The organism is Chloroflexota bacterium, assembly GCA_016219275.1.
GTDB lineage: Bacteria > Chloroflexota > Anaerolineae > UBA4142 > UBA4142 > JACRBM01.
This window is the reverse complement of the sequence record JACRBM010000050.1, coordinates 26,777-52,217: the sequence shown is the minus strand read 5'-3', so window position 1 is coordinate 52,217 and position 25,441 is coordinate 26,777. Positions and strand designations below refer to the sequence as shown.

General features: G+C 54.4%; 24 protein-coding genes. 16 read left to right on the top strand and 8 right to left on the bottom strand.

Features of this window, described 5'->3' with window-relative positions; all coding sequences use genetic code 11:
* Window positions 1-114: 114 nt before the first annotated feature.
* The 15 genes from HY868_12850 to HY868_12780 all read left to right on the top strand — a co-directional run bounded on the left by HY868_12850 (window position 115) and on the right by HY868_12780 (window position 16,313).
* On the top strand, window positions 115-1,251 hold the full coding sequence (locus tag HY868_12850) for an ATP-binding cassette domain-containing protein (GenBank protein MBI5303019.1): 1,137 nt from the start codon (window positions 115-117) through the stop codon (window positions 1,249-1,251).
* Complete coding sequence (locus HY868_12845; GenBank protein MBI5303018.1) at window positions 1,248-3,683, top strand: ABC transporter permease; 2,436 nt, start codon at window positions 1,248-1,250, stop codon at window positions 3,681-3,683. The genes HY868_12850 and HY868_12845 overlap by 4 nt, the downstream gene beginning before the upstream one ends.
* Window positions 3,684-3,749: 66 nt before the next feature.
* The gene (locus HY868_12840) at window positions 3,750-4,871 is read left to right on the top strand and encodes an HlyD family efflux transporter periplasmic adaptor subunit (GenBank protein ID MBI5303017.1); all 1,122 of its coding nucleotides are present in this window, start codon (window positions 3,750-3,752) and stop codon (window positions 4,869-4,871) included.
* Window positions 4,872-5,063: 192 nt separating this feature from the next.
* Complete coding sequence (locus HY868_12835; protein MBI5303016.1) at window positions 5,064-5,618, top strand: NADH-quinone oxidoreductase subunit B; 555 nt, start codon at window positions 5,064-5,066, stop codon at window positions 5,616-5,618.
* A 275-nt stretch (window positions 5,619-5,893) separates the two neighbouring features.
* On the top strand, window positions 5,894-6,136 hold the full coding sequence (locus HY868_12830; GenBank protein MBI5303015.1) for a DUF2283 domain-containing protein: 243 nt from the start codon (window positions 5,894-5,896) through the stop codon (window positions 6,134-6,136).
* A gap of 9 nt (window positions 6,137-6,145) precedes the next feature.
* Complete coding sequence (gene nuoD / locus HY868_12825) at window positions 6,146-7,939, top strand: NADH dehydrogenase (quinone) subunit D (protein ID MBI5303014.1); 1,794 nt, start codon at window positions 6,146-6,148, stop codon at window positions 7,937-7,939.
* 78 nt (window positions 7,940-8,017) lie between these two features.
* Window positions 8,018-9,295 carry an NADH-quinone oxidoreductase subunit NuoF gene (gene nuoF, locus HY868_12820; protein ID MBI5303013.1) on the top strand — a complete coding sequence of 426 codons (1,278 nt, stop codon included), beginning with the start codon at window positions 8,018-8,020 and terminating at the stop codon, window positions 9,293-9,295.
* A 57-nt stretch (window positions 9,296-9,352) separates the two neighbouring features.
* Window positions 9,353-9,562 (top strand): hypothetical protein, encoded by a 210-nt coding sequence (locus HY868_12815; GenBank protein ID MBI5303012.1) that lies wholly within the window; start codon window positions 9,353-9,355, stop codon window positions 9,560-9,562.
* Window positions 9,559-9,825, top strand: coding sequence for a type II toxin-antitoxin system RelE/ParE family toxin (locus HY868_12810; GenBank protein ID MBI5303011.1), 267 nt, complete (start codon window positions 9,559-9,561; stop codon window positions 9,823-9,825). Before HY868_12815 ends, HY868_12810 begins: the two co-directional genes overlap by 4 nt.
* 20 nt (window positions 9,826-9,845) lie before the next feature.
* A complete protein-coding gene (locus tag HY868_12805) occupies window positions 9,846-10,031 on the top strand; it encodes a hypothetical protein (protein ID MBI5303010.1) in 186 nt (61 codons plus the stop codon).
* A gap of 140 nt (window positions 10,032-10,171) precedes the next feature.
* Complete coding sequence (nuoG, locus tag HY868_12800) at window positions 10,172-12,829, top strand: NADH-quinone oxidoreductase subunit NuoG (protein MBI5303009.1); 2,658 nt, start codon at window positions 10,172-10,174, stop codon at window positions 12,827-12,829.
* Window positions 12,830-12,831: 2 nt separating this feature from the next.
* Window positions 12,832-13,242 carry a nucleotidyltransferase domain-containing protein gene (locus HY868_12795; GenBank protein MBI5303008.1) on the top strand — a complete coding sequence of 137 codons (411 nt, stop codon included), beginning with the start codon at window positions 12,832-12,834 and terminating at the stop codon, window positions 13,240-13,242.
* Window positions 13,232-13,621 carry a HEPN domain-containing protein gene (locus HY868_12790; GenBank protein ID MBI5303007.1) on the top strand — a complete coding sequence of 130 codons (390 nt, stop codon included), beginning with the start codon at window positions 13,232-13,234 and terminating at the stop codon, window positions 13,619-13,621. Before HY868_12795 ends, HY868_12790 begins: the two co-directional genes overlap by 11 nt.
* Window positions 13,622-13,641: 20 nt before the next feature.
* Window positions 13,642-14,163 carry an NADH-quinone oxidoreductase subunit NuoI gene (nuoI, locus tag HY868_12785; GenBank protein ID MBI5303006.1) on the top strand — a complete coding sequence of 174 codons (522 nt, stop codon included), beginning with the start codon at window positions 13,642-13,644 and terminating at the stop codon, window positions 14,161-14,163.
* Window positions 14,164-14,264: 101 nt separating this feature from the next.
* Complete coding sequence (locus HY868_12780) at window positions 14,265-16,313, top strand: 4Fe-4S dicluster domain-containing protein (protein ID MBI5303005.1); 2,049 nt, start codon at window positions 14,265-14,267, stop codon at window positions 16,311-16,313.
* A gap of 90 nt (window positions 16,314-16,403) precedes the next feature.
* On the opposite strand, the gene HY868_12775 is transcribed toward HY868_12780, so the two are convergent.
* From HY868_12775 to HY868_12745, 7 genes are all read right to left on the bottom strand, one after another.
* The gene (locus HY868_12775) at window positions 16,404-17,393 is read right to left on the bottom strand and encodes an NAD(P)-dependent alcohol dehydrogenase (protein ID MBI5303004.1); all 990 of its coding nucleotides are present in this window, start codon (window positions 17,391-17,393) and stop codon (window positions 16,404-16,406) included.
* The gene (locus tag HY868_12770; GenBank protein ID MBI5303003.1) at window positions 17,390-18,325 is read right to left on the bottom strand and encodes an NAD(P)-dependent alcohol dehydrogenase; all 936 of its coding nucleotides are present in this window, start codon (window positions 18,323-18,325) and stop codon (window positions 17,390-17,392) included. The genes HY868_12775 and HY868_12770 overlap by 4 nt, the downstream gene beginning before the upstream one ends.
* A gap of 15 nt (window positions 18,326-18,340) precedes the next feature.
* Window positions 18,341-19,114: a C-GCAxxG-C-C family protein gene (locus HY868_12765; protein MBI5303002.1), complete on the bottom strand. Its 774-nt coding sequence runs from the start codon at window positions 19,112-19,114 to the stop codon at window positions 18,341-18,343.
* A gap of 110 nt (window positions 19,115-19,224) precedes the next feature.
* Window positions 19,225-19,947: a DUF4386 domain-containing protein gene (locus HY868_12760; GenBank protein MBI5303001.1), complete on the bottom strand. Its 723-nt coding sequence runs from the start codon at window positions 19,945-19,947 to the stop codon at window positions 19,225-19,227.
* A 78-nt stretch (window positions 19,948-20,025) separates the two neighbouring features.
* On the bottom strand, window positions 20,026-20,283 hold the full coding sequence (locus HY868_12755; GenBank protein MBI5303000.1) for a hypothetical protein: 258 nt from the start codon (window positions 20,281-20,283) through the stop codon (window positions 20,026-20,028).
* A 43-nt stretch (window positions 20,284-20,326) separates the two neighbouring features.
* Complete coding sequence (locus HY868_12750; protein ID MBI5302999.1) at window positions 20,327-21,016, bottom strand: NAD(P)H-binding protein; 690 nt, start codon at window positions 21,014-21,016, stop codon at window positions 20,327-20,329.
* Between the two features lie 174 nt (window positions 21,017-21,190).
* A complete protein-coding gene (locus tag HY868_12745; protein MBI5302998.1) occupies window positions 21,191-23,848 on the bottom strand; it encodes a LuxR family transcriptional regulator in 2,658 nt (885 codons plus the stop codon).
* 78 nt (window positions 23,849-23,926) lie between these two features.
* Here HY868_12745 and HY868_12740 point away from each other — a divergent pair, with 78 nt between their 5' ends.
* Window positions 23,927-24,130, top strand: coding sequence for a (Fe-S)-binding protein (locus tag HY868_12740; GenBank protein MBI5302997.1), 204 nt, complete (start codon window positions 23,927-23,929; stop codon window positions 24,128-24,130).
* 82 nt (window positions 24,131-24,212) lie between these two features.
* Here HY868_12740 and HY868_12735 read toward each other — a convergent pair whose 3' ends face one another.
* Window positions 24,213-25,328 carry an aminotransferase class I/II-fold pyridoxal phosphate-dependent enzyme gene (locus tag HY868_12735; protein ID MBI5302996.1) on the bottom strand — a complete coding sequence of 372 codons (1,116 nt, stop codon included), beginning with the start codon at window positions 25,326-25,328 and terminating at the stop codon, window positions 24,213-24,215.
* Window positions 25,329-25,441 lie beyond the last annotated feature (113 nt).

Below are 25,441 nucleotides of genomic sequence, written 5' to 3'. Positions count from 1 at the left end.
CTATTCTGTCCGTCATTCTTTTGGGGGATGCGCGAATTGTTGAAGTGTGTTATGCTCATCCCCGTCAAGAGCAAAACGCAAAGAACGGCATGTCACACGTGTGAGGAGCAAACGATGTTTGGCAAACGCCCCAAGCCGGTCGAAAAATCGAACGGGAACGCGTATCAACACGGGAATGAACACCTCATCGAACTGCGTCAGGTCGTCAAGAATTTTCAAACTGCCGCCGGATTGTTCACCGCGCTCAAAGATGTAGACCTGCGCGTGGATCGGAGTGAATTTGTCGCGGTTATTGGCAAATCCGGCAGCGGCAAGTCCACGCTCATCAACATGATCGCCGGGATTGATCGCCCGACCGCGGGCGAAGTCTTTGTCGGCGATACCGCCGTGCACAAACTCAACGAGGGACAAATGGCGGTATGGCGCGGTAAAAACCTGGGAATCGTTTTTCAGTTCTTCCAACTTTTGCCGACGCTTACACTCGTCGAGAACGTGATGCTGCCGATGGATTTTTGCAACGTACACCCCTCGCGCGAGCGCGAAAAAATCGCGATGAATTTGCTCGATCAGATGGAGATGGCGGATCACGCGCACAAATTGCCTTCCGCGATTTCCGGCGGTCAGCAACAACGCGTCGCGATCGCGCGCGCGCTCGCGAACGACCCGCCGATCATCATCGCGGACGAGCCGACCGGCAATCTCGATTCGAAAACGGCGGACGCGGTATTCACGGTATTTCAGCAATTGGTGGATCGCGGCAAGACGATTTTGATGGTGACGCACGACAACGATCTCGCGAAACGCGCGACGCGTTCGGTGATCATCGCCGACGGCGAGATCATTGAGGAATCGCTCGCGCGCGTGTTCGCGTCGTTGAGCGCGCCCGAGTTGATCGCCGCGACGCACAAAGCCGATCCCGAACGCTACGTGCCCGGCGCGGTCATCATCGCGCAAGGCAAGCACAACGATCATTTGCACGTCATTCTCAAAGGGCGTGTCGAAATTCTCAAGCACGCGCCCGATGGCACCGAGATGGTCGTCGCGACGATGGGCAAGGGACAGTACTTTGGCGAAATCGAAATGCTCTCCGGCGCGCCCAGCATCGCGACCGTGCGCGCGTCTGACGACGTGGAGACCGTCATGCTCGATCGCGCGGCGTTCCAACGGATGGTGGATGGCTCCAAGACGACGCGTGCGGAAATTGATCGCATCGCACAACAACGTCTTGCCGAGAATCGAGGCGCGCGATGATCGGTCCGCGCTGGCGGAAAATTTTGCGCGACCTCTGGCTCAACAAGACGCGCACGCTTCTCGTCGTCCTTTCGATTGCCGTTGGCGTGTTCGGCGTGGGTACGGTAACGCACACGTTCACGACCGTGCAAGACGAAATGATGGCGAATTATCCCAAAGCGCGTCCGGCAAGCGCGACGATTTACGCGGACGCGTTTGACGATACGCTCCTGGAAACCATCCGCCGCATGCCGGGTATTGCGGAGGTCGAAGCGCGAACCTCGCTTACGCTTCGCTTGCGGGTCGGTCCCGATGAATGGAAATCGCTCGGCGTGTACGCCGTGCCAAATTTCAACGATATTCGGATCAACCAAGTTGTGCCGCAGGGTCATTATAGTCCCGCACCGAGTTTCGGCGCGGAGCGCGGCGAATGGCCCCCCGCCGACCACGCGATTGTTCTCGAACGGTCATCCTTGCTATTGCCCGGCTTACTACCGCCCGGGGTCAAGGTGGGCGATTTTCTCGAAGTGGAAACGACGCGCGGACCCAGGCGCATGTTGCGGATTGCCGGGTTGGCGCACGAAGAGACCAATTTCCCCGCGACATTCATGAGTCAAGCGTACGGCTACGTGACGCTCGATACGCAAGAGTGGTTGACCGATTCGCGTAAACCGGATATGTTGATGATCATCGTCGCGGACAAAACGCTTGACAAGAATGGCGTTACGGCGATAGCGAATCGCGTCAAAGAAAAAATGGAGAGTGGTGGACTAACCGTCTATGCCGTTCAGGTACCGGAGCCGGGCAAACATCCGTTGCAAGATTTGTTCGCCGGTTTGCTCTTGCTCTTGAACTCGCTCGGTTTCGCGTCGTTGATCCTTAGCGGCTTTCTCGTCGTCAACACGATCTCCGCGCTGTTGAGTCAACAGGTTCGTCAAATTGGGATGATGAAAGCGATTGGCGCGCGCGCGCGTCAAATCGTGTTGTTGTATCTCGTGATGATTCTAATGTTCGGCGTGATGGCGCTTGTCTTGGCGGTGCCGTTGAGTGTAATGACCGCCGGTCAGTTGAGCCAATATCTCGCCGGTTTCATCAACACCGATTTTCCGCCGTTCACGATTCCCACGAACGTGATCGCGCTCGAAATCGCGATTGGGTTGATCGTGCCGCTGGTCGCCGGATTGTTGCCCGTGCTGACCGGCACGCGTGTAACGATTCGTCAAGCGATCAGCGATTATGGAATCAGTCAGCAAACCAAGCCCGGTTGGTTCGACCGTTTGTTGATGAGCGTGCGCGCCTTGTCGCGTCCGATGCGCTTGTCGTTGCGCAATACGTTTCGCCGCAAAGGACGCCTTGCTCTCACATTGCTCACCCTGATCCTGGGCGGCACGATTTTCATTTCGGTGTTGAGCGCGCGCGATTCGATGGGGCAGACGCTCGAAGACCTGCTCAAGTATTGGAAGTTCGACGTGCTCGAAACCTTTGCGCGCCCGCGCCGCATCGAAGAAATCGAACAGATCGTACGCGATTTGCCCGGCGTCGTGCGCGTCGAGATGTGGGGCTTTAGCAGTGTGCGGCGATTGCGCGCGGACGGCAGCGAAAGCGACAGCGTGATTCTCTTTGCGCCATCACAGGGCACGACGATGCTTGAACCGACCGTAATGCGCGGACGCTGGCTTTTGCCCGACGACGAAAATGCAATCGTCGTCAGCAATACGTTTCTCCAGACCGAACCGGATGTCAACCTGGGCGACGAAATCACACTCAAGATTTCGAACCGCGAACACAAATGGCGCGTGGTTGGGGTGGTGAACGCGCGCTTTGGCGCGGGCGGAGTCGCGTATGTCAATCGCGATTATTATGCGTACGCGGTCGGCGAGACGGGACGCGCCGCGAGTCTGCAGTTGGAAACCGAAAAACACGATCCGGTTTTTCAAGCCCAGGTGAAGAAAAATTTGGAGGAGCGATTCAAAAAAGCCGGGATTCGCGTCGGCTTTGGGATGACGAGCGGCGACATTCGCACGTCGAATGAAGTATTCTTCAACATCATCGCCGCGCTCTTGCTCGCGATGGCGGTCTTGATGGCGATGGTCGGCGGGCTGGGTCTGATGGGCACGATGTCACTCAACGTCATCGAACGGACGCGCGAGATCGGCGTGATGCGCGCGGTCGGCGCGTCGAATGGCGCGGTGCGCGGCGTGGTGCTCGTCGAAGGGATGTTCATCGGCATCTTGAGTGGATTGCTGGCGTCGGCGCTGGCGTACCCAATTGGCAAGTTGATCGCGGAAGGTGTTGGCGTGGCATTGTTCCAGCAATCGCTCAGTTATCAATTTTCGATTGCCGGTGTACTAGTCTGGATGATTTTGGTCGGCGTACTTTCGGTGCTGGCGAGTATCTTGCCGGCGCACAACGCCTCGCGGTTGACCGTCCGCGAGATTTTGGCTTACGAATAAAACTTGATGCGTGAATTGAGATTTCACGGCTCACGCATGACGAAACATTGATTCAAGGAGAACACTGTGAGACGCTTATTTCTGATCACTACTTTGATTTTGATTGCGTTCGGTCTGCTCGCGTGCGGCGGCGCGCCAACGCCCACGCCGAAACCAACGGCGGCGATTTCAGTAGTCAAAGCAAGCAGCAAAGTGGTTGCCGAAGGTAAGATCGTGCCGGTGAAAAGCGCGGCAATCGGTTTTCAGGTCGGTGGAATTATCGCGCAAGCGCCGGCTCAAGTGGGCGACAAGGTGCAAGCCGGTCAAGTGCTCGCGCAACTCGATGCGAAGCAGTTCCAACTGCAACTTGACCAAGCCGAAGGCAACCTCGCGTCTGCCAAAGCCAAGCTCGATCAACTCAAGCGCGGTCCGATCGCATCAGACCTATCTGCTGCCCAACAGAGTGTCAAGTCTGCCGAAGCCGCATACAACAATTTGCTTACGCCCGATCCAAACGAAATGATCGGGATCAAAGCGGACATTGAAAAGGCGAAAGCCGCCGTGGACCGCGCGCAAGCCGCGTACGACCGCATCGGCGGTGATTCGAATCCGTTCGCCAACATGACGCTCGAACGCATGCAACTACAACAGGCGTGGCTCGATTATCAAAAAGCATTATCCGCGTACAACTTGAAGATCACTCCGCCCAAGAGCCAGGTCGAAGCGGCGATCTCCGCGATACAAAACGCGCGCAATGGTCTCTCGAAATTGACGCCGCAAGCAGAGGACATTGCCGCCGCTGAAGCCGCGGTGAAAACGGCGACTGCCGCGCGCGATCTTGCCGCGGAAAATTTAAAGAACACGAAACTCGCCGCACCGTTCGATGGCGTCATCACCGCGATTGATTTGCGCGTCGGCGAATTCGCCGCGCCGAACGCGGTGGTTGCGCGCATTGCCGACACAGCGCAGTGGCAAGTCGAAACGACCGACCTCACCGAGATCAACATCGTTAGCGTGAAAGAAGGCGACCCAGTCACCGTCACGCTCGACGCGATTTCGGGACTAGAGTTAATCGGCAAGGTGACGCGCATCAAAGGGTTCGGCGAGAATCGTCAAGGCGACATCGTATACTCCGTCACGGTCGCGCTTGACAAACAAGATGAGCGTCTGCGTTGGAACATGACCGCGAAAGTCAGTATCGGCAAGTAGAAAGCGACCCTATGGGTTCACAAAACCCATAGGGTCTTTTAATGCGCGCGCCCGAAAGTTTGTGATATGCTTAACGATGTGATATAATGGCAAGCATAAACAGGTAGCAAGTACACCAGAAATAAATCGTGCTTTAGTGGCTTACTACTTGTTTCCTTATGTACGTGATTTTTCCTTAAGGAGCGAAAACCTATGGACGCTCAAACGATAAAGGCAAGTGATATTCCGGTCGCGCGCGACGATCCCGCGTCGAAATCGGGACAACCTGGGATTGTGTTTGCGAAACTCGACGACGTCGTGCGCTGGGCGCGCACCGGTTCGATGTGGCCCCTGCTGTTCGGTCTCGCGTGTTGCGCGATTGAAATGATGGCGGTCTACATGCCGCGTTTCGATCTCTCGCGCTTTGGGATGGAAGTGTACCGCGCGTCGCCGCGCCAAGCCGACTTGATGTTTGTCGCTGGGCGCGTCTCGCGCAAGATGGCGCCCGTCGTGCGGCAACTATACGATCAGATGATGGAACCCAAGTGGGTCATCGCGATGGGCGATTGCGCGGCGTGCGGCGGCATCTACAACAATTACGCGATTCTGCAGGGCGTGGACGAAATTATTCCGGTGGATGTGTACGTCGCCGGTTGCCCGCCGCGTCCTGAGGCGTTGATGGACGGCATCTTGATGTTACACGATAAAATCAAGAACGGCGCGCCGAAAGGGCAGATCAAGATCGAAGGGTTTGGTCTGCGCGGATAATAGTAGATCGGGTGACAGGTTGAGGTGACGAATGGCTTTGCCGCTAGATACCAAACTCATCTATACTAAACACGCGCGCCAAAGAATGATTGAGCGCAAGGTCACAGCGGAGCAGGTTTAAGCGGTCCTGTATACGCCCGATAATTGGTACCACGGTGAAGACGATGAAATCATCGCGACGAAACGAATAAGCCCGCGAGTGGTGATGGTTGTGTATCAATCTATTCCCGACGGTATCAAGATCATAACGGTAATGATAGAGTGAGGTGATCGTAATGCGAATCACATACGACAAAGATGCCGATGCGATGTACATTTATCTAAGTGAAAAAGATGTTGCCAAGACAGTCCGTGTTTCCAATCACGTGATGGTGGATTTGGACGCGGATGAAAACTTGAGGGGTGTCGAAATTCTTTTTGCGAGTGAAATGTTTGCCGACGCGGATTTTTCGCACATCCATCTGCAATTGCCCAAGGTCGGTGAAATAGATTTGCAACTCCCAATTCCGGCTCAATAGGTTCCACGAATGTCCATCGAAACCACAATCAGTCACCTGCGCGCGCGTTTTCCCAACGCGCTCAACGACATTTCCGAATTTCACGGCGAGACGCGCGTGACGATTCCGCGCGATGCGTTGCTCACCGTGACTCGCTTTCTGCGCGACGAGTGCGAGCCGCGTTTCCAAATGCTCCTCGACATTACCGCGCTCGATTGGTTCCCGCGCGAGCCGCGCTTTGAGGTTCTGTACTATTTGCTCGCGCTGCCGAGCAACACGCGCATTCGCTTGCGCGTGCTTCTCGCCGGGGACGACGCGAATGTGCCGTCGGTCACGCCGGTTTACACGGGCGCGAATTTCTACGAACGCGAAGTCTACGACTTGTTCGGGATCGCGTTCACCGATCATCCCTTTTTGCATCGCATCCTCTTGCCCGATTACGTGACCGGGCATCCGCTTCGCAAAGATCATCCGCTCGGTTACGAGCCGGTCGAGTTCACCCACACGTACGACGAGATTCAGCCGGACAAGCCAAGCGCGATCCCGCCGCCGCAAGCGCAAAAATTGTTGGGTAGCGTGCGCGGCTCGCCGGTCGAAATTCCGGTCGGCTTGCCCGATCCACAAACGCCCTGGTCGGCGGAAGATTCGGATACGTTGCTCATCAACATGGGACCACATCACCCGTCCACGCACGGCGTTCTGCGCGTCGCACTCGAAGTGGATGGCGAGCGTATCGTCAACGCATTGCCGGATATTGGCTACTTGCACACGGGCATCGAAAAGACGGCGGAGAACAAAACGTATCTCAAAGCAATTCCATTGTTCGACCGCATGGATTACCTCGGCGTGTTCTTCAACAATCTGACGTATGTCCTCGCGGTCGAAAAGTTGATGGAGGTGGATGTACCCGAACGCGCGCAAATCGCGCGGGTGATCCTGTGCGAACTTCAACGCGTCACGTCGCACCTGATCGCGGTTGGCTCGCAGGCGATGGACATTGGCGCGGTGACGGTAATGACATACGCGTTCCGCGAACGCGAGAGCGCGCTCGATATTTTCGAGATGGTGAGCGGCGCGCGCATGATGACCTCGTACTTCCGATTCGGCGGACTAGCGCTCGATTTGCCGGCGGGATTCTCTGACGCCGTGCGCGAATATATCAAGACCATTCCACCGCGCCTCAAAGAGTACGAAGACCTGCTCAACAAAAATCCGATCTGGCTCGAACGCACGCGCGGCATTGCCGAGTACACCCAGGAAGACGCGCTTGCTTACAGCGTGACCGGTCCGATGTTGCGTGCGACCGGCGTGAACTGGGATTTGCGTAAAGCTGCGCCGTACATGGGCTACGAGCAGTACGAGTTCGATGTGCCGGTGAGCACGCGCGCGAAAGCGGATGTGCTCGAATGCTACTACATTCGCATGGAAGAAATTCGCCAGAGTCTCCGCATCATCGAGCAGGCGCTGGATAAATTGGCAAAGACCAAGGGTCAACCGCACGTCACGAACAATCGCAAGGTCGCGCCGCCGCCGAAACAAGAATTGCAAACTTCGATGGAGTCGCTGATCCATCATTTCAAATTGTGGACGGAAGGATTCAAGCCGCCGGTCGGTTATGCGTACGCGGCAGTCGAATCGCCGCGCGGCGAGCTGGGTATGCTCGTTTCGAGCAATGGTAGCAACATGCCGCATCGTGTGCGCGTGCGGACACCTTCGTTTGCGAATCTGCAAATCCTGCCGTTGATCTCCAAGGGTTATTACATCGCGGACTTGGTTGGTATCATCGCGATGACGGATATTATTTTGGGAGACGTGGACCGATGAATTTCAGATTTCAGATTTCAGATTTATGATTTTTCAATCTGAAATCTGAAATCATCAATCTGAAACCGGAACTTAACGATGGAACATCTCATTCTGCGCGATCTCGATATCGAAAACCTCAAAGACATTACCGTTTACGAACAGCACGGCGGGTACGGCGCGTTGCGCAAGGCGATCAAAGAAATGACGCCCGACCAGGTGACGGATATGGTCAAGGTGTCTGGTTTGCGCGGACGCGGCGGCGCGGGTTTTCCTGCCGGCGTCAAGTGGAGTTTTCTGCCCAAAGGTGTCTTTCCGCGCTATCTCGTCGTGAACGCGGATGAGTCGGAACCAGGGACGTTCAAAGACCGGCAGATCATGGAATGTAACGCGCACCAACTGATCGAAGGCATCGCAATTGCGTCGTATGCGATTCAGTGTCATCACGCCTTCATCTACATTCGCGGCGAATTCCCGTACGCGGCAGAGTGTCTCGAACGCGCGATTGCATCAGCCGAGCAACGCGGCTATCTCGGCAATCATATCGTCGGCTCCGATTTCCATTTACAAATTACCGTTCATCGCGGCGCAGGCGCGTACATCTGCGGTGAAGAGACCGCGCTGCTCGAAAGTATGGAAGGCAAACTGGGTCAGCCGCGCGTCAAACCGCCGTTCCCGGCAAGTGTCGGTCTTTACAACAAGCCGACCGTCATCAACAACGTCGAGACGCTCGCGAACGTGCCGGTGATTATCGAACGCGGCGCGGAGTGGTACGCCAAAATCGGCACGCCGAAATCTACCGGACCCAAAGTGTTTTGCTTGAGCGGGCACGTCAATCGTCCTGGCAATTACGAAGCCGCGTTCGGTTCGATTTCGTTTCGCGATTTGATTTACGATTTGGGCGGCGGCGTGCGCGGCGGCAAAAAGTTGAAAGCGATTTTACCGGCGGGCGCGAGCGGTCCGATGGTCAGCCCGCTCGTGAACGAAGCGGTGCTCGATGTGAAACTTGATTATGAGGCGCTCGCGCCCTTTGGCTCGACGCTCGGTTCGGCGTCCGTGATCGTGTTGGACGAAGACACGTGCATCGTGTGGGCGGCGAAAAAGATGACGCACTTTTTTAAGAACGAGTCGTGCGGCAAATGCACGCCGTGTCGCGAAGGCACGTACTGGTTGTTGCGAATGTTGGAACGCATTGACGAGGGCATCGGGACGCGTGCGGACATTGACTTACTCACGAATGTCGCGAATCAAATCGTCGGTCGCACCTTGTGTCCGCTCGGCGATTTCGCCACGTCGCCGGTGCTGGGTAGCGTCAAGTTGTTCCGCGAGGAATATGAACGCCACATCAAAGAGCGCGGATGCTGGGCGAAGAAATAGTGGCGAGTGGTTCGTGGATGGTGAATTGTCCACAACGAATAGAAAGAGAGTATGCCAATGACTACCACAACTCTCGATGAAAGTCACCTCAAAGAATTGTTCAAGCAAGCAATGCTTGAATTGCTCGTCGAACGCAAAGATGTATTCTACGATTTGTTTGCCGAAGTCATCGAAGATGCCGCGCTGGTCAATGCGATTCGTGAGGGCGAAGCCGACGAGCCGGTCAGTCGTTCAGAGATTTTTGAGATTCTTGGGAGCGGGGCGTGAAGACTCTGTTCAAGAGCAGTTTCGCCAAAGACTTGCGGAAAATCCGCGACGCCAATCTGCAAAGGCAAGTCAAAGAAACGCTTGAACTGATTGAACGAGTTCAGTCGCTTCAAGAAATGAGCGACATCAAGAAACTCAAGGGTGGCGACCGTTACTATCGCATTCGCATCGGAGATTATCGCATCGGTTTGATTCTAGACAACGATACCGTTATCCTGGTTCGCTTTTTGCATCGCAAAGACCTCTACCGATATTTTCCGTAGAAGCAAAGCGGAGGCGCAAAATGGCATTATGGGAAGTGTGTAGAATCAAACACGTTTGTCGTGTAAAGGGATTTATGGGTTTTGAATTTGGAAAGGATGTTGCTGTTCTTGATACACCAAATGGCGAACAAGCGATTGATGAAACCCCTGAATTTCGTTACTCTCAAGGTGAAGAGAAAAATTGCTTGAGGAACGGGCAAAATTAGTGGGAAGATTGCTATCCGGAGGTTGGGAACCAATAAATTCTGAACGAGGATTGGTCACAGTATTCAGACGCCAAGTTCCCTAATTCGCAACTCGCAATTCGCAATTCCTAAATCGCAAATCGCAAATCGGAAATTGAACTATGCCTCAAGTAATCATTGATAACAAAAAAGTTCTAGTCTCCAACGGCACGCTCGTCGTCGAAGCGGCGAAACAAGCTGGCATCGAGATTCCGGTATTTTGCTATCACCCGAAACTCTCGCCGGTCGGCATGTGCCGCATGTGTCTCGTCGAAGTTGGCACGCCGCGACGTGGCAAGGATGGGCAGATCGAAAAAGACGCGAACGGCAACGATGTGATCGCGTGGATGCCCAAACTGCAGACCGGCTGCACGACGGTCGTCTCCGAGGGGATGACGATTCGCACGAACAGCGCGCCCGTCGCCGAAGCGCGTCGCGCGATTGTCGAGTTTTTGCTGACAAGTCATCCGCTCGATTGTCCGATTTGCGACAAGGGCGGCGAATGTCCTCTGCAAAATCTCACGATGGCGTACGGACCTGGGCAGTCGCGTTTCCCCGTCGAATCGAAATTTCACAATGAAAAGCGCGTACCGCTCGGCGATTTGATCATGCTTGATCGCGAGCGGTGCATCCAATGCTCGCGTTGCATTCGCTTTCAAGACGAAATCGCGGACGATCACGTCCTGGGTTTCAACGCGCGCGGACGCGGCTTGGAAATCGTTTCGATTTCGGAGCCGCCGTTCGATAGCAAGTACAGCGGCAACACGATTGATATTTGTCCGGTCGGCGCGCTCACCTCGCGCGATTTTCGTTTGAGCGCGCGGGTCTGGGAAGTAAAAGATTCTCCGAGTGTATGCGCACACTGTTCGGTCGGATGCAACATTTTGATCGGCGAGCGCGATCACGCGATCAAACGCATCGTCCCGCGCGAGAACGAACTCGTCAACGAGATTTGGCTGTGCGATAAGGGACGTTTCGCGCATCACTTTACGACATCATCCGAGCGATTGACCAAGCCACTCATTCGTAGAAATGGGAAGTTGGAAGTTGGAAGTTGGAATGAGGCGCTCGATTTAGTTGCGTCAAAGTTCAGTGAAATCAAAAAACAATCAGGCGCGAACGCGCTCGGCGGTTTCGGCGGCGACCGCGCGTCGAATGAAGATTTGTACGTGTTTCAAAAATTATTCCGCCAGGTGCTCGGCTCACCCAATCTCGAACATCGCGTCGGGTGGAGCGCGACGAACCTGGGTGCGGACTTGGTGCGCTTGTTCGGTGCGGGCATTGACACGAATCTGAGTGCGCTCGACAAGGATGTTGCGATTCTCGTCGTCGGTGCGGATCCGGAAGAAGAGCAACCAGTCATTCGCTTGCGACTGTCGCACAGTGCGCGCGCGTTTGGCGCGAACTTGCTCGTCGCGAATCCGCGCGTGACCAAACTCGCCGCACACGCGAAACAATCGGTCATTTACAATTTCGGAACCGAAGCGTACTTTTTGCTCGGCGTCGTGCGCGCGATTCTCGACGAAGGTCTCGAAAATAAAGAGTTCATCGCCGCGCGCGTTCAGAAATTCGACGCGTTCAAACAATCGCTCGAAAAGTTCACGGTCGAGCAATGCGCCGCGATCGCGCACGTCAAAGCGGACAAGATTCGCGACGTGGCGCGCGCGTTTGCATCATCGCCCCACGGTGTGATTCTCTACGGACGCGAGGCGATGTGGTCGCAACAGTATGACCAAGCGGTTGCGTCCGGCATCGCGACCTTGTTGCTCATCACCGGGCACGTCGGCAAAACGAATAACGGTCTCGTCGCGTTGTATCCGCACAACAATTCGACCGGCGCGTTCGATTTCGGTTTGATTTCGGATCACGGCGTCGGTCGCGCTCAAGTGGATGCAAAAGGTTTGTGGGCGCGCGATTTGATCGCGGGCAAGGTGCGCGGATTGTACGTGATGGCGTGCGACCCAGCATCGGATGGTGGATTCGTCAAGCCCGATTTTCTCGTCGTGCAAGATTTGTTCCTGACCGAAACGGCAAAGCAAGCAGATGTGGTGTTGCCGGCGCAATCAGTTGCCGAACGCGACGGCACATTCACGAACACGGAACGCCGCGTGCAATTGTTCCGCGCGGCAATCAAACCGGTCGGTGAAGCGAAAACCGATTGGTGGATCGTTTCTGAAATCGCCAGGCGACTGGGCGCGACCTGGATGTACGCGAACGCGTCAGCCGTGATGGATGAAATCGCAACGACCGTTCCGCTTTACAAAGGAATGACCTACGCCACACTCGCGGAGAATGTGAAAATGCCGCGCGCGCCGTACGGGCAGGGCAATCCCAGCGACGAGCCGACCGACATCGCGATGGGCGATCTCGAAAATGTTTCGAGCGGCAAAGCATGGGCGAGCGTCGCGGAGCGCGATGCGGCGGCGAAGTTCGAATTGATTTGGAATGAGCCGAGTCAACAGTCAACAGTCAACAGTCAACAGTATTCGTTGGCGGTGGCGAGGTCGTTGTTTGATCGCGGGACGCTTGTAAACAGATCGCAAATCATTCAGCCGCGCGTGCCATCGCCGTACATCGAAATCAATTCCCAGGATGCGGAAGAACTGGGTATTGCCGCGGAGCGTGGCGCGCGTGTGCGCGTGTCGTTCGATACGCGCGTGATCGAAGTGAACACGCACATGGATGGTCACATCCCGCCAGGTGTCGTGTTGATGCCGAACAATCTCGATGGCACCGCCGCGTTGCCGATGGGTGCGCGGGTGAAGATCGAAAAGGTGTAGCGATGACGCGCGAACGCGTTCGAACTCGCGTGAAGAAAACCGTGCATGAACGCCCTGCAACGTACAAAGCGGCGGTTGCCACTCAACCCAAGTTCAAACGTGTCACGCGCCGGCAGATCAACGCGGTTGTACGCAAGATCGTGGATGAATTCAATCCCGAAAAAATAATCTTGTTCGGCTCGTACGCGTATGGCAAACCGACGATTGATAGTGACGTGGATTTGCTAGTCGTGATGGAGAGCGAGGAACATCGCGCGCGACGTGGAGTCAAAATACTAAACCAATTGTTAGATGTCCCCTTTCCGCTTGATGTCCTAGTGCGAACACCGCAGGAAATCCAGAGTCGGATTGATATGCAAGATTATTTCATGCGTGAGATTGTTCAGCGGGGTCGCTTGTTATATGCTCGATGACGTTCTGCCACAATGGATCGAAAGAGCGGAAGAGGATTTTTGCCAATCGCAAGTAGCCTTGCGTCAACGCAAGTATCCTGCGTATAACAGCGCATGTTTTCATGCTCAACAGAGTGCTGAGAAATATCTCAAGGCGTTTCTTGTTCGCCACCACGTCGTTTTTCGCAAGACGCATGATTTACGAGAATTGCGACGACAGTGTATTGAGTTAGACCGCGCATTCGATTTACTGACCGATTCTTTGTTGTTGCTCAATCAATTTGCAATTGACGCGCGCTACCCAGGTTTGCCGCTGACGAAAGACGACGCACGCGATGCAGTTGCCGCGATGAAACAAGTTCGCCAATTCGTCCGCGCACGGCTCGGATTGAACACGTGATAATTGTCTGAGGTTTGAAAATGGCTTTCCCCGATCTTGGCGCAATTGTAAAAGGCATGTCCGTGACGCTGCGTGAGATGTTCACGCCGCCGGTCACGATTCAATATCCCGAAGTCAAACGGCCGGTCGCACCGCGTTTTCGCGGACGGCACGAATTGAAGCGGCACGCGGACGGTCTTGAAAAATGTATCGGCTGTTCGTTGTGCGCCGCCGCGTGTCCCGCCGATGCGATCTACGTCGAACCGGCGGAGCAGACCGACGCGGAACGTTATTCGCCGGGCGAACGCTATGCCAAACGATACGAGATCAATCTGATTCGCTGTATCTTTTGCGGATTCTGCGAAGAGGCATGTCCGACCGGTGCCATCGTGCTCGAACACCAGTACGAACTGTCGTACTATAATCGCCGCGATGCGATCATCACGAAAGACAAACTGCTCGTCGCGCCGCCCGCGCCCGATCAAGCCACGCCGCGCGCGCTGGCTGACCCAGGAAATCTCTACGCCGCGATTCCACCGATCAAAGGCGGAGTTGAGCAATAATTTCCTTCAGTTCCCTCAGTTCCCTTGACGGATTCAAGGGAACTGAGGGAACTGAAGGAAATGAAGGAATTAGCGCAAACTTTTCAACAATGGAGTTGAAGATGCCCGAATTCGCGTGTCCCCCCGGTCTCGTTTGTCGTCCCACGTTTTGGAACATTCCCGAATGGCTGCAGATCGCCGTCTATCTTGGCGGTTTAGTAGCCATTTTGATTTTCGCGTACGGCTTGTGGTTGCGCGTTCAACATTGGCGCAAAGGCAAGGGCACGTTTTCGTACCAGCCGCTTGGTGAACGCCTCAAGCAATGGCTCGTGATGGGCGTCGCGACGAAAAAGGTCGCGCTCGATCATCAGCCCGCCGGCGCGATGCACGTGAGTTTGATGTGGGGCATGATTATCCTGTTCATCGGCACCGCACTCGCGACGATTGACTGGGACATTACCAAGCCGCTGATTGACGGCAAGCAATGGCGATTGTTACAGGGCGACTTTTATTTCCTTTATAAAGTTGTCCTCGATATTTTTGGACTCCTTGCGCTGATTGGACTCACCATCGCGTTCGTCATTCGCTACGGCGTCAAGCCCGAACGACTCGACGGGCGATCCGGCAAAAAGTACTTTCGCGAAGATTTGTGGATCATCGGCGCACTGCTCTTGATCGTCGTCACCGGTTTTCTGATTGAAGCATTGCGTCTCGCGGGTCAACCCGCCGAAACGCAGAAACTCAGAGAGACGGTAATGTACTGCACGACCTGCTCGGTGATCGGTTTTCCGCTCGCGCAACTGTTTGCCGGAATTGATCTCAACACGCTCAAAGGATTGCACGTTTCGATTTGGATTTTGCACGCGGTCGCGGCGTTGACGTTGATCGGCACCGTGTCGTTCACCAAGATGTCGCACTTTGTCGTTTCGAGTGTCAACACATTCTTCAAAAAGCTCGAACCTGCTGGCGCGATTCCCAAGATTCAGGATATTGAGAACCAGGAATCATTCGGCATCAGCAAGCTCGAAGAATTCACGTGGAAACAGTTGCTCGATTTCGACGCGTGCACGCGTTGCGGACGATGCCAGGACGCATGTCCCGCCGCGTTGACCGGCAAGGCGTTGTCGCCGAAAAACGTCATCGTGAAATTGTTCGAGGTATCGAACGCGAAAACGCCGGGCGCGATTCACAACGAGGTGATTGACGCGCAAGAGTTGTGGGATTGCACGACGTGCATGGGATGTGTCAACGCGTGCCCGGTTTCGATTGACCAACTTGGCACGATCATTGACCTGCGTCGTTATCTCACGCTCTCCGAAGGTTCGGTGCAACCGTCCGGCGCGGGCGCGATGAATTCGATGGAGCGGCAGGGGAATCCGTACGGGTTTCCCAAGCAGGATCGGCACAAGTGGATGCAAGGACTCGATGTGCCGTTCGCGGATAGCGACACCGAGTACGACGTGCTGTTCTGGGTTGGATGCGCGGGCGCGTACGATCAGCGCGCGCAAAAAATCTCGAAAGCGTTTGTCAAGATTTTGCAAACGGCGGGCATCAAGTTCGCGGTGATGCAAGAGGAACGCTGTAACTGCGAATCGGCGCGGCGGCTCGGCAACGAGTACTTGTATCAGATGGCGACGATGGAAATCGTCGAATCACTCAAGCAGTACAAGTTCAAGCGCATCGTCACAACATGCCCGCACTGTTTGAATACAATCAAGAACGAGTACCCGCAGTTTGATGGCAAGTTCGAGGTTGTGCATCACACGGAGCTCATAAACGGACTGATAGCGGATAAACGGATAAGCCCAAAGCGGATGAATGAATCACGTGTCACGTATCACGATTCGTGCTACCTGGGACGCTACAACGGCATTTTCGATCCGCAACGCCATGTGTTGCAAGCGGTCGGTGCGAACTTGGTCGAGATGAGACGCGCGCGCGCGAATGGTTTGTGTTGCGGCGGTGGCGGTGGCAGAATGTGGTTGGAAGAAAATACCGGGACGCGGATCAACAACAAACGTTTCGAAGATGTGATCGCGGTGAACGCGCAGACGGTTGCCTCGGCGTGTCCGTTTTGCATGACGATGTTGGACGATGGCGCGAAAGCGTTGAGTGTGGATGAACAGATCGCGCGCAAGGATATCGCCGAGTTAGTGGCGGAGGCGTTATAGCGCGGAACTTGCAATAGACGCGAAAATCGCGAAAGAAAATAAGAGAGGCGAGTCATTCGACTCGCCTCTCTCGTAAAATCATCAACCATGTCATGCTTTGCTATTATGCTCCACAGTGATGACGACTTTTCCGCGAGCGTGTCCTGCTCCAAGATAGCGGAGAGCTTCCGCCGTTTCACTTAACGGGTAACATCTATCCATGACCGGTTTTACTTTGCCGGCTTCTAAAAGTTCTTTCATAAAAAGCAAATCTTTCTGGTTTGCTTTCGCCGTGAAACCTCCCAGCTTCCTACCCCCGTTTTCCGACATCCAGGTTCCCAGGAGCATTGCCTGGAAGATCTGAGTTGGGGAACCTCCTGCCATGACATAGATGCCCTTTGGCGTGAGGGCGCGCTTGTAAGCTGAAAGCGGATGATAACCATTCGCCGCCAGAATCAGGTCATACTGTTGCCCGTTTTTGGTGAAATCTTCTTTGGTGTAGTCAATGACATGGTCTGCCCCAAGTGAGCGTGCCTGATCAAAATTCCGGGTACTGCACACAGCAGTGACTTGAGCGCCGAACGAATTGGCAATCTGCACTGCAAACGTTCCCACCCCACCCGACGCACCTTGAATTAATACTTTTTGCCCAGGATGAATTTGTCCTTCATCGCGCAGACCCTGCAGGGCAGTGAGAGCTGCCATGGGTACCGCCGCGGCTTCCTCAAACGATAGATTTGCCGGTTTCAGCGTTAACGCTCTTTCGGGAACAGATACATATTCGGCAAAACTGCCATTCCCAAATGCGCCGATATCCCCGAACACCTCATCACCCAGCTGAAACTGCTTGACGTTTCTGCCAACCGCTTCAACTCGCCCCGCTATGTCAGCGCCGAGTCGCGTGTTTTTGGGTTTGAGCAATCCTCCACCCATCAAGCGAAGCAGGAATATGTCTGCGGTCAGGAAATGCCAGTCATAGGCATTTACCGACGCCGCATGAACTTTGATTAAGACTTCATCGTCCAGCGGGGTCGGTTTTTCCACCTCTTTTAATTCAAGAACATCGGGAGATCCATATTTTGTGTAAACGATTGCTTTCATGAGTGTTCCTCCAAAGTGATGACCACATTGCCTTTTTTATGCCCTTGCTCAACATAGCGATGCGCCTCGACAATTTGTTCCAACGGATAAACCCGGTCAATAACCGGTTTGAGCTTGCCCGCCTCGACCAATCCTTTGAGCGCGAGTAGGTTTTCGAGATTATCGCCGCCGTCCGAGTCGGCATGGACGTTGAGGTAGACGCCGCCCGGCTTGAGCGCCTTTTTTCCCTGCGCTGGTGAAAGTTTACCAACCGCGTCGAAAATCACATCGTACCTCTCGCCGCTTTGCGTGAAATCCTGCCGGGTATAATCCATCACCTGGTTCGCTCCCAGCGATTTCACCAGTTCCAGGTTTGCGCCACTGCATACGCCGGTCACTTCCGCCCCAAAGTGGCGGCTGGCAATCTGCACTGCATACGTGCCGACCGCGCCGGACGCGCCATAGATCAGAATTTTTTGTCCGCGCCGGATTTTTCCCTTTTTGAGACATTGCAGAGCCGTCTGCCCCGCGCCTGGGACGGCGGCGGCTTGGTCGTAAGTGAGGTTTGCTGATTTGATCGCGATCACCCCGTTTTCGGGCAGGCATTTGTACTCGGCATGCCCACCAAAATTCACGGCGAAGGTGGACGCGAAAACTGGGTCGCCCGGTTTAAAGCGCGTCACTTTTTTCCCCACGGACTCAATTTCTCCGGCGAGTTCCATTCCCAGGATCGGATGTTTGGGTTTGCGCCATCCCAGGATCAGACGCGCCATGAATTTCTGCCAGCCAGAGATGTTCGGTAGATTGAAACTCCGCATGATCGTGTCGCCGATGGTGACGGTGGTGGCATGAATTTTGACTGACACCTCTTGATCCTTCGGCGTTGGTTTCTCGATCTCTTTGAGTTCGAGAACATCTGGCGAACCAAACTTTTTGTACACGACTGCTTTCATTGGAATTCCCTACGTTTATATTTGTGTTGCCAAACACGCGGCGAGTTCTTGTATGATTTTCGCACAACCACCATCGCGCACATAACTCGCGTGGTCGGCTACATTCTCAAACTTGCGCCCAACGATTTTGGCACATTCGAATTCATAGTCGGAAGCCGTCAGGAATTTTTCCAACTCGGCTGAAGGAGCCGTGAGATTGAAACTTTGTTTGCCGCCATTCTTGAGCGTGTTGATTCCTTTGAACCAAATTGCGGCGCCCAATACGCCACACGCGCCACCGCTTAGACCGATGCCACCGGCAAGTCCTGCCGCCATGACCACGTGCATTTCTGATACGCCCATCTTCTGCGCCAGCATTGCCGCGCAACTGACCGGCTGAGTTGGCATATTGATCTGCTTTTCGCCAAGCGTGTGGTTAATCGTATCGAATGCAATCTGCGCGTAATCCGCCGCCAAACGAAAACAACCAATCGGTCCGCCTTTGGCGAGAAACTTGACCACCTGACCTTTGGATGGTTTCTTCCATTCCATCTCGGTGATTTCAGCGCAATTGATTTCTTTAGCGCGCGTGTGAAACGCTTCGACAAGTTTTTGCGATGCCAGCAATGCCTCAACTTCTGCGCGCGCGCCCGCGCCATAAAGCCGATATGCTTGCGCGCCGGCGGCGAGTGCTCCGCCCCACAACATTCCACATTGATAGCCGTTACCCATTATTCCGCCGGCTAATTGCATAACGGCGCACTCTTCAAGTTTCAACGGCTGATCGAATGAGCGGTCAACGACCCCCATAATTGTTTGCGATCAGGTTCCTTCCTTCAGAAATGTTCGGACCGTTCCCAACGCCGAGATTTTTTTCTCTTGAGCGATCATCGTTTCGACTCCTTGTGTCGCGCGATTATTTACGTCTCTTTAAGCAGACTTGCGATTGCCGCCGGATTGAATCCTTTTACGATCAACCAGACCGCCATCACCATTTCTTGAACGAGGATGGGAAAGTTGATCACGAAAATAACCGGCGACATACCAGGCGCGACGACGCGGAACAAAATCAAAAAGGCGGTGCTCACGTGCATCACAATCGCGATCAAGCCCCAAATGGATATCCAGCGCGGGATGAGTTTGGATTGATAGAAGACGCTGTAAAGCATTAGCGCATCCAAACTGAAAACGATGATCAACAGAGTATTGATCGAATCATGTCCGGATTGGAGTACCGCGCCCAAGGTTTGAAAATATGAAGCTTGAGTTCCCGCCCCTGTAGATTGCTGACTAACAATGATTAGGAATAGTCGTGTGACTATCATGGCAATATAGGCAACCGTTTCAAGTGCCCCCCGAAAGATAAGATACCCGAGAGCCAGGACTTCATTGTATTTTTTTAAGATTGGGAACAGCATCACCGGAACCATCGCCAATGCCAATGCCATCGTCAATACAAAGAGGAGTCCGATGATGATTTGATTTTCATGGACAGCGACTTGGCGCAGATAATCCGGATCCGTTAGAATGGATTGTGTGAAAACCACGCTGAGAATACCTGAAACCGTCCCAATAATGTACAGCACGCCCACAATTGTTGCGGTCGTTCTGTTTGTCTCATGGGGACTTGATTTGGTGTTCATTTTTTCTCCTTGTTGTGATTGATTTGGCGTAAACAAGCCGCCTACGCCAATTTACGATTTGACCTTTGACACATCTGCCTAGCTTGTCCCAAGCGTAGTCGGATGCCCGGGTTCGACGCGATTGACCGAGACCAATGGCATTCCCAAATCACGCACTTTTTTGAGCAAGCCGTGCAACGCGGCTTGATCAACCACCGCGCCGGTCAAAAGCGTATCGCCGTTTTCTTCTAGCGTGATGGTCATGCCCTCAAACCAGTCTGCCCATTGAGAATCCAAATGTCCCTTGATTCTGATCTGGTAGACTTGTGATTGGCTTGGTTCATGTTCGTTTGGCATTTTGGTTTGCTCGTTGATCTGTGAATCAACATCCCCAAAAATCTTAGGCGTGCGTTTGTACAGCGCGCGCCGAAGGAGTTTGGCAACCGACGATTGCCGGCGCTTGGTGAACGAGTTCGTCATTCTCAAGCGCATCTACCATGAACAGCGCATAGTCCACGCGGCGCGTCATGTTGCTCGCAAGAATTGGATCGCCCACATGCTTGCTCCACACCGGCAATCCCTGGCTCACGCCCTCTTCAAGGTCGCTCCCACGCACGACCGTCCACCGGGTGTCGCTGGCAAAAATCCGCCGGCACGCTTCTACCTGATCATCAAGATCAATGAAGGGAACAATCCGTGTGAGCCAGCGGGCGATCTTTTCCTCTCTTTTTAACGATGGCGGGTACACGTCTTTGCCATCGCGTGTGATGTGCCAGCCGCAAGAAAAAATGAGGCGCGCGCCAGGTTGTGCGTAATCGAGTACGGCTTGCGCGGTCCCGGTCGAGTAATGCTGATTGCCCCACGGCACCAGCACCGTGAGCACTCCATCACACCCGGCGACTGCTTGCTTGATCACCGCGCGGTCGTTCGTCGCGCCGGGAATGATCGTAATGCGCGCTTTGAATGTGTCGAGCTTGCTCACACTGCGTTCGCGACACACACCAACTACCTCATAGCCCCGGTCAAGCGCGTGTTGCACCATGTACTGCCCAAGTTTTCCAGAAGCACCTACGATACAAACTTTTTTCATTTTGATCTCCCTTCGGCGACACAAAATTGGCTGTGCCATTTGTTCAATGCACAGCCAATATATCTGCTCGACGGTATTGATGGGTAGATACTAAAGTATTGTTCGGAGGTATTGTTTTGGGGGATGGGCGAAGCATTTTTTTCGCCGCAGTTCAGGCGAAAAAAATGCTTGCCCTTACAAGAGACCCAGCGCGCGTCCGCGCGCGACCGCTTCGGTGCGATTGCGAACTTGGAGCTTGTCGAAGATGATGCGGCTGTGCCCTTTGATTGTACTCAAGGCGAGGAACAGTCGCTCGCTAATCTCGCGATTCGAAAGCCCTTGCGCGATCAGTTTTAGTACTTCTAACTCGCGCGCGCTTAATGGCTCTACAAGAATTTTCGATTTTCGATTTTCGATTTTCGATTCAGGTTGTGGAAACGCTGACAAGAGTTTTTCTATGTAATCAACCTGTTTATTGTCTCCGCCGCGCGATTGTTTTTCAATACAAATTCGAAAATCTAAAATCATCAATCGCATCGGCTCGCCTTCATCCACAAAGAGACGAATCAAACCGCCCGGCTCAGCCAGTGCCAGCGCGTCGCCCAGAACTTGCATCGCCTTGTCCTTTTCGCCGTGTGCATACAGAGCGATCGCCTGCAACACCATTGCCCTGAGTCGTTCATCTGCCCAACCTTTTGCTTCCATTTTTTGGCGAAATGGTTCCAGCACTGCTAACGCGGCGGATGGGTCGTTCTGGGCGATGAGCACGCGTACCTGGCTGAGCGGGAGTTCATATTGCAGAGCCAGTTGAGCGGCTGTGGCAACCTGACCCTGGCGAAGCAGAACCGGCACCTGCGCGGTAGCGATTTCCGGCAGGCGCAGGAGAAAGTTTTCCTGGCGCGCAGATTGTTCGGACTGCGCCAACATTGCCGCCGCACCATCCACATCGCCTTGAGCCAGTTTCAAGCGGGCTAGGAAGACTTGGCTGATAATAAAACGGTCAATCACCCGGTCATACTGCCGCGCCAGGTTGAGACTGTTTTCTCCGTGATGTTGCGCCGCGTCCAAATCGTTCCATTCGTAAAAAATGTGCGCCAGCCCAAGATGCGCGCCAGAAGCGAATGCGAGCGGAGGATTCCCGGCAAGCTGGAGCGCGCGCCGATACGTTTCCGCCGCGCGCGCGAGTTCGTTTTCGATCTCTTGTAGCGTGGCTAAAGTGCTTGTCGCCAAGAGTAGCGCAAAGTTACTCGCCGATGCTTGTGCGAGCGTCAAGGCGTTATTCACCGCGTCGCGGGCGGCGGCGCGCTCGCCTTGAAAAAAATAAGCGATACTCTGTGTCCAGTACGCCGAAGTGCGATCCGACAAATTGTCCGCATCAAGATATTCCAACGCGCGCTTTGACTGGACGAGAATGGTTTCAGTCTCGTAACGCGTCAGCGCTAACGTCGCGCGCGCGGTGGCAATCCGCCCGATAAGGTTGCGCGTCTTGTCCGTCGGCTCCGCGCCTTGCAATCCGTTCTCGGCAGATTGCAACTTTTCTTGAACGCCGGTGGTGATTCCAACAATCAATGACAATGCGGCAGAACGCCACCACAACGCGGGTCTTGCATCCAATACTTGCCTGGGCAGTGCATTCAGCCAATCCAAAATTGTGTTCACCGCGCCGGGAAAGTGAAGCGGCATCCGTTCACCCTCAATCAATCTCGTTGCGCGCTCGACATCCTTGGCGGCAGTTGCATGACGAAAGGCTTCAAACGCCAGTCCGTTGTTTTCATACCATTCACTGGCACGAATATGCAGTTCGGCGTTTCCTTCAGGGGCGAGACTTGATCCCAGCCGTTTCCGCAACAAATCTCCAAAGAGATGATGATAGCGGTACCAATGCCGTTCGTTATCCAGCGGGACAATGAACAAGTTGGCGCGCTCAAGATATTCCAGAGTGGCTTGCCCGGCAACAGCCGAGTCGCGCAGAACGGCATCACACAGAGAACCACAAATCCGGTCGAGAATAGAAGTGCGTAGCAAAAAAAATTGAACGCTTTCGGATTGTCGTTGCAGAACTTCGGCGAGCAAATAATCCAGGACGAAACGATGACTGCCGGTGAACGACTTGATAAAGCCGGTCGTGTCTTGATGTCCCTGCATTGAAAGCGCGGCGAGTTGCAACCCAGCGATCCATCCTTCGGTGCGGGTTTCCAGTGCGGCGATGTTTTCTGCCGAGAGACTTAATCCCATCACCTGGTTGAGAAATCCTGCGGCTTCGATGGAAGTAAAACGCAAGTCGGCGGCGCGCAGTTCGATCAATTGGTCCCGGGCGCGTAATCGAGCCAGGGGTAGATGTGGATCCTCACGCGTGGCAATCACCAGGTGCATCTGTGGTGGCAAGTGCTCAATCAGAAAGATGAGGGCATTGTCAATCGATTTGGCATCAATCGCATGGTAGTCATCAAGGACGAGGATGAAATTGCCGGCACGGGGAATGGTCGTGATTTCATTGAGCAGAGCCGTCAGATTCGCTTCGATGGATGGCGGTTGAGGGGCTTGGAGCACACCCAACACCCCTGCTCCAATGTTCGCCATAATCGTCTGCAAAGCAACGATCAAGTAAGTCAGAAAGCGTGTGGAGTCGCTATCCCCTTCGTCCAGCGACAACCAAGCGACTGGTCGCTCGCAACCGGCGACCCATTCGCTGACCAACGCGGTTTTGCCAAAACCGGCAGGAGCCGAGATGAGGGTCAACTTGCAACCCGAAGAGAGACCTGCGTTCAGCCGCTCGATCAAGCGGGGGCGGAGGACAACTTTAGGACGCGGTGGGGGGATATAAAGTTTGGTGGCTAGAACTGGCGTAGACATGGATCAATTATAACACACACACACATCAAAATTCAAAAAACGGCAAAACCTAACGGTTTGTGTTGTGGCGGCGGACAGATGTGGCTTGAAGAAAACACTGGGACGCACATCAACAACAAACGCGTCGAGTATGTGATTGCAGTGAACGCGCAAACGGTCGTGTCCGCGTGTCCGTTCTGCATGACGATGCTCGACGATGGCGCGAAGGCGTTGAGCGTGGACGAAAAGATCGCGCGCAAGGATATTGCGGAGTTGGTGGCGGAAAGTTTGGAACGCGAATAACGCGACCCTTCGACTTTGCTCAAGGTGCACGAAGGTTGCGAAATGAAAACGAGAGGTCTGGCTGATTGAAGCGCGATCTCTTTTACCACATTTGCAAATACTCTGCTACCCGCTCAATCGCCTCCACGAAATTTCTCCGTCCCAATCCCACCCGAAAATGATCGCCGGGAAAATCAAAAATGCTTCCTGGGACGATCATCACACTTTGTCGTTCGCGCATGTCTGCACAAAATTGTTCGACCGACGTTCCGCCAATCCAGCGCGGAAACGCAACGGAACCGGCGTGCGGCTTGAGCCAGGTAAAGCGATTCGCGTGCTCGGCGAAAAACTGTGCGGCGATTTCTAGATTATTGTGAATGATGGTGAGATTGCGCGCGATGATTTTTTCTTTGGCGCGTAGCGCGATGATGCCCAGAATTTCGCTTGGCGCGCTGTTGCAGATCGTCGTGTAATCCTTGAAACGTTGACACGCGTCCAGAATCGCGCGCTCGCGCGTGGCGAGCCAGCCGATGCGGAGACCGGGCAGCGCGAAGGTCTTGGACAAGCCGGACAATGAAATGCCTTTCTCGTACAGATCGCACATCGCCGGCAAGCGGCGCGCCGGATCGTATTCGAGCAAGCGGTACATTTCGTCGCTGAAAATGTGCGCGCCACGTTGCCGCGCCAAATCCACCATCGTGTCCAGCTCGTCGCGTGTCGGCAAATAGCCGGTGGGATTGTGCGGAAAGTTGAGGACGATCAAGCGAGTGCGCTCGGTGAGCAAGCGCGCCAACTGATCGAGGTCGAGCTGCCAGTGGTTATCGCGCAATTCAAATGACCAAGGCGTGACATCGCCACCGATGGCGTGCGCGATTTCGGACAGCGATTGGTACGCCGGAGAAATCGCGACGACATGATCGCCCGGCTTGAGCAAGGTGTGCATCGCGATAAAAATCGCTTCTTCCGGCGCGGCGATCAGCACATCGTCCGGCGTCATCGTTTCGTACATCCGCGCAACCTCAGCGCGCAAGAGTGGATGTCCCGGCGTTTCGGTGTACCCCAGACCCAGGTTTTCCCACAACGCGAGACCATCCGGGTCCGCCATCTGAAGCAGTTCGAGCAGAGATAAACTCTCGCAATCGGATGGGCAGAGCAGGTACTGTGCCTTGAATTCGTACTCGGCAAAATAGCGTTCGAGTTTGAACGGCGCGATTTGCATGGATGTTCCCCTTGGAGCGGATTCCGCTCTGATTTATGGTGATATGACGCATTCAAGACCTATCAGGTTTCTAAAAACCTGACAGGTCTCCCGTAAACGCAATAGGAATTCGC

What these genes read in the sequence shown, in the direction of transcription:
- HY868_12780 (MBI5303005.1), top strand. Translation starts at nt 14,265, where the DNA reads ATGCCCGAATTCGCGTGTCCCCCCGGTCTCGTTTGTCGTCCCACGTTT.
- HY868_12760 (MBI5303001.1), bottom strand. Translation starts at nt 19,947, where the DNA reads ATGAACACCAAATCAAGTCCCCATGAGACAAACAGAACGACCGCAACA.
- HY868_12845 (MBI5303018.1), top strand. Translation starts at nt 1,248, where the DNA reads ATGATCGGTCCGCGCTGGCGGAAAATTTTGCGCGACCTCTGGCTCAAC.
- HY868_12815 (MBI5303012.1), top strand. Translation starts at nt 9,353, where the DNA reads ATGACTACCACAACTCTCGATGAAAGTCACCTCAAAGAATTGTTCAAG.
- HY868_12795 (MBI5303008.1), top strand. Translation starts at nt 12,832, where the DNA reads ATGACGCGCGAACGCGTTCGAACTCGCGTGAAGAAAACCGTGCATGAA.
- HY868_12745 (MBI5302998.1), bottom strand. Translation starts at nt 23,848, where the DNA reads ATGTCTACGCCAGTTCTAGCCACCAAACTTTATATCCCCCCACCGCGT.
- HY868_12750 (MBI5302999.1), bottom strand. Translation starts at nt 21,016, where the DNA reads ATGAAAAAAGTTTGTATCGTAGGTGCTTCTGGAAAACTTGGGCAGTAC.
- HY868_12770 (MBI5303003.1), bottom strand. Translation starts at nt 18,325, where the DNA reads ATGAAAGCAGTCGTGTACAAAAAGTTTGGTTCGCCAGATGTTCTCGAA.
- HY868_12830 (MBI5303015.1), top strand. Translation starts at nt 5,894, where the DNA reads ATGCGAATCACATACGACAAAGATGCCGATGCGATGTACATTTATCTA.
- HY868_12790 (MBI5303007.1), top strand. Translation starts at nt 13,232, where the DNA reads ATGCTCGATGACGTTCTGCCACAATGGATCGAAAGAGCGGAAGAGGAT.
- HY868_12835 (MBI5303016.1), top strand. Translation starts at nt 5,064, where the DNA reads ATGGACGCTCAAACGATAAAGGCAAGTGATATTCCGGTCGCGCGCGAC.
- HY868_12735 (MBI5302996.1), bottom strand. Translation starts at nt 25,328, where the DNA reads ATGCAAATCGCGCCGTTCAAACTCGAACGCTATTTTGCCGAGTACGAA.
- HY868_12765 (MBI5303002.1), bottom strand. Translation starts at nt 19,114, where the DNA reads ATGGGGGTCGTTGACCGCTCATTCGATCAGCCGTTGAAACTTGAAGAG.
- HY868_12740 (MBI5302997.1), top strand. Translation starts at nt 23,927, where the DNA reads ATGTGGCTTGAAGAAAACACTGGGACGCACATCAACAACAAACGCGTC.
- nuoD (MBI5303014.1), top strand. Translation starts at nt 6,146, where the DNA reads ATGTCCATCGAAACCACAATCAGTCACCTGCGCGCGCGTTTTCCCAAC.
- nuoF (MBI5303013.1), top strand. Translation starts at nt 8,018, where the DNA reads ATGGAACATCTCATTCTGCGCGATCTCGATATCGAAAACCTCAAAGAC.
- HY868_12775 (MBI5303004.1), bottom strand. Translation starts at nt 17,393, where the DNA reads ATGAAAGCAATCGTTTACACAAAATATGGATCTCCCGATGTTCTTGAA.
- nuoG (MBI5303009.1), top strand. Translation starts at nt 10,172, where the DNA reads ATGCCTCAAGTAATCATTGATAACAAAAAAGTTCTAGTCTCCAACGGC.
- nuoI (MBI5303006.1), top strand. Translation starts at nt 13,642, where the DNA reads ATGGCTTTCCCCGATCTTGGCGCAATTGTAAAAGGCATGTCCGTGACG.
- HY868_12805 (MBI5303010.1), top strand. Translation starts at nt 9,846, where the DNA reads ATGGCATTATGGGAAGTGTGTAGAATCAAACACGTTTGTCGTGTAAAG.
- HY868_12850 (MBI5303019.1), top strand. Translation starts at nt 115, where the DNA reads ATGTTTGGCAAACGCCCCAAGCCGGTCGAAAAATCGAACGGGAACGCG.
- HY868_12755 (MBI5303000.1), bottom strand. Translation starts at nt 20,283, where the DNA reads ATGCCAAACGAACATGAACCAAGCCAATCACAAGTCTACCAGATCAGA.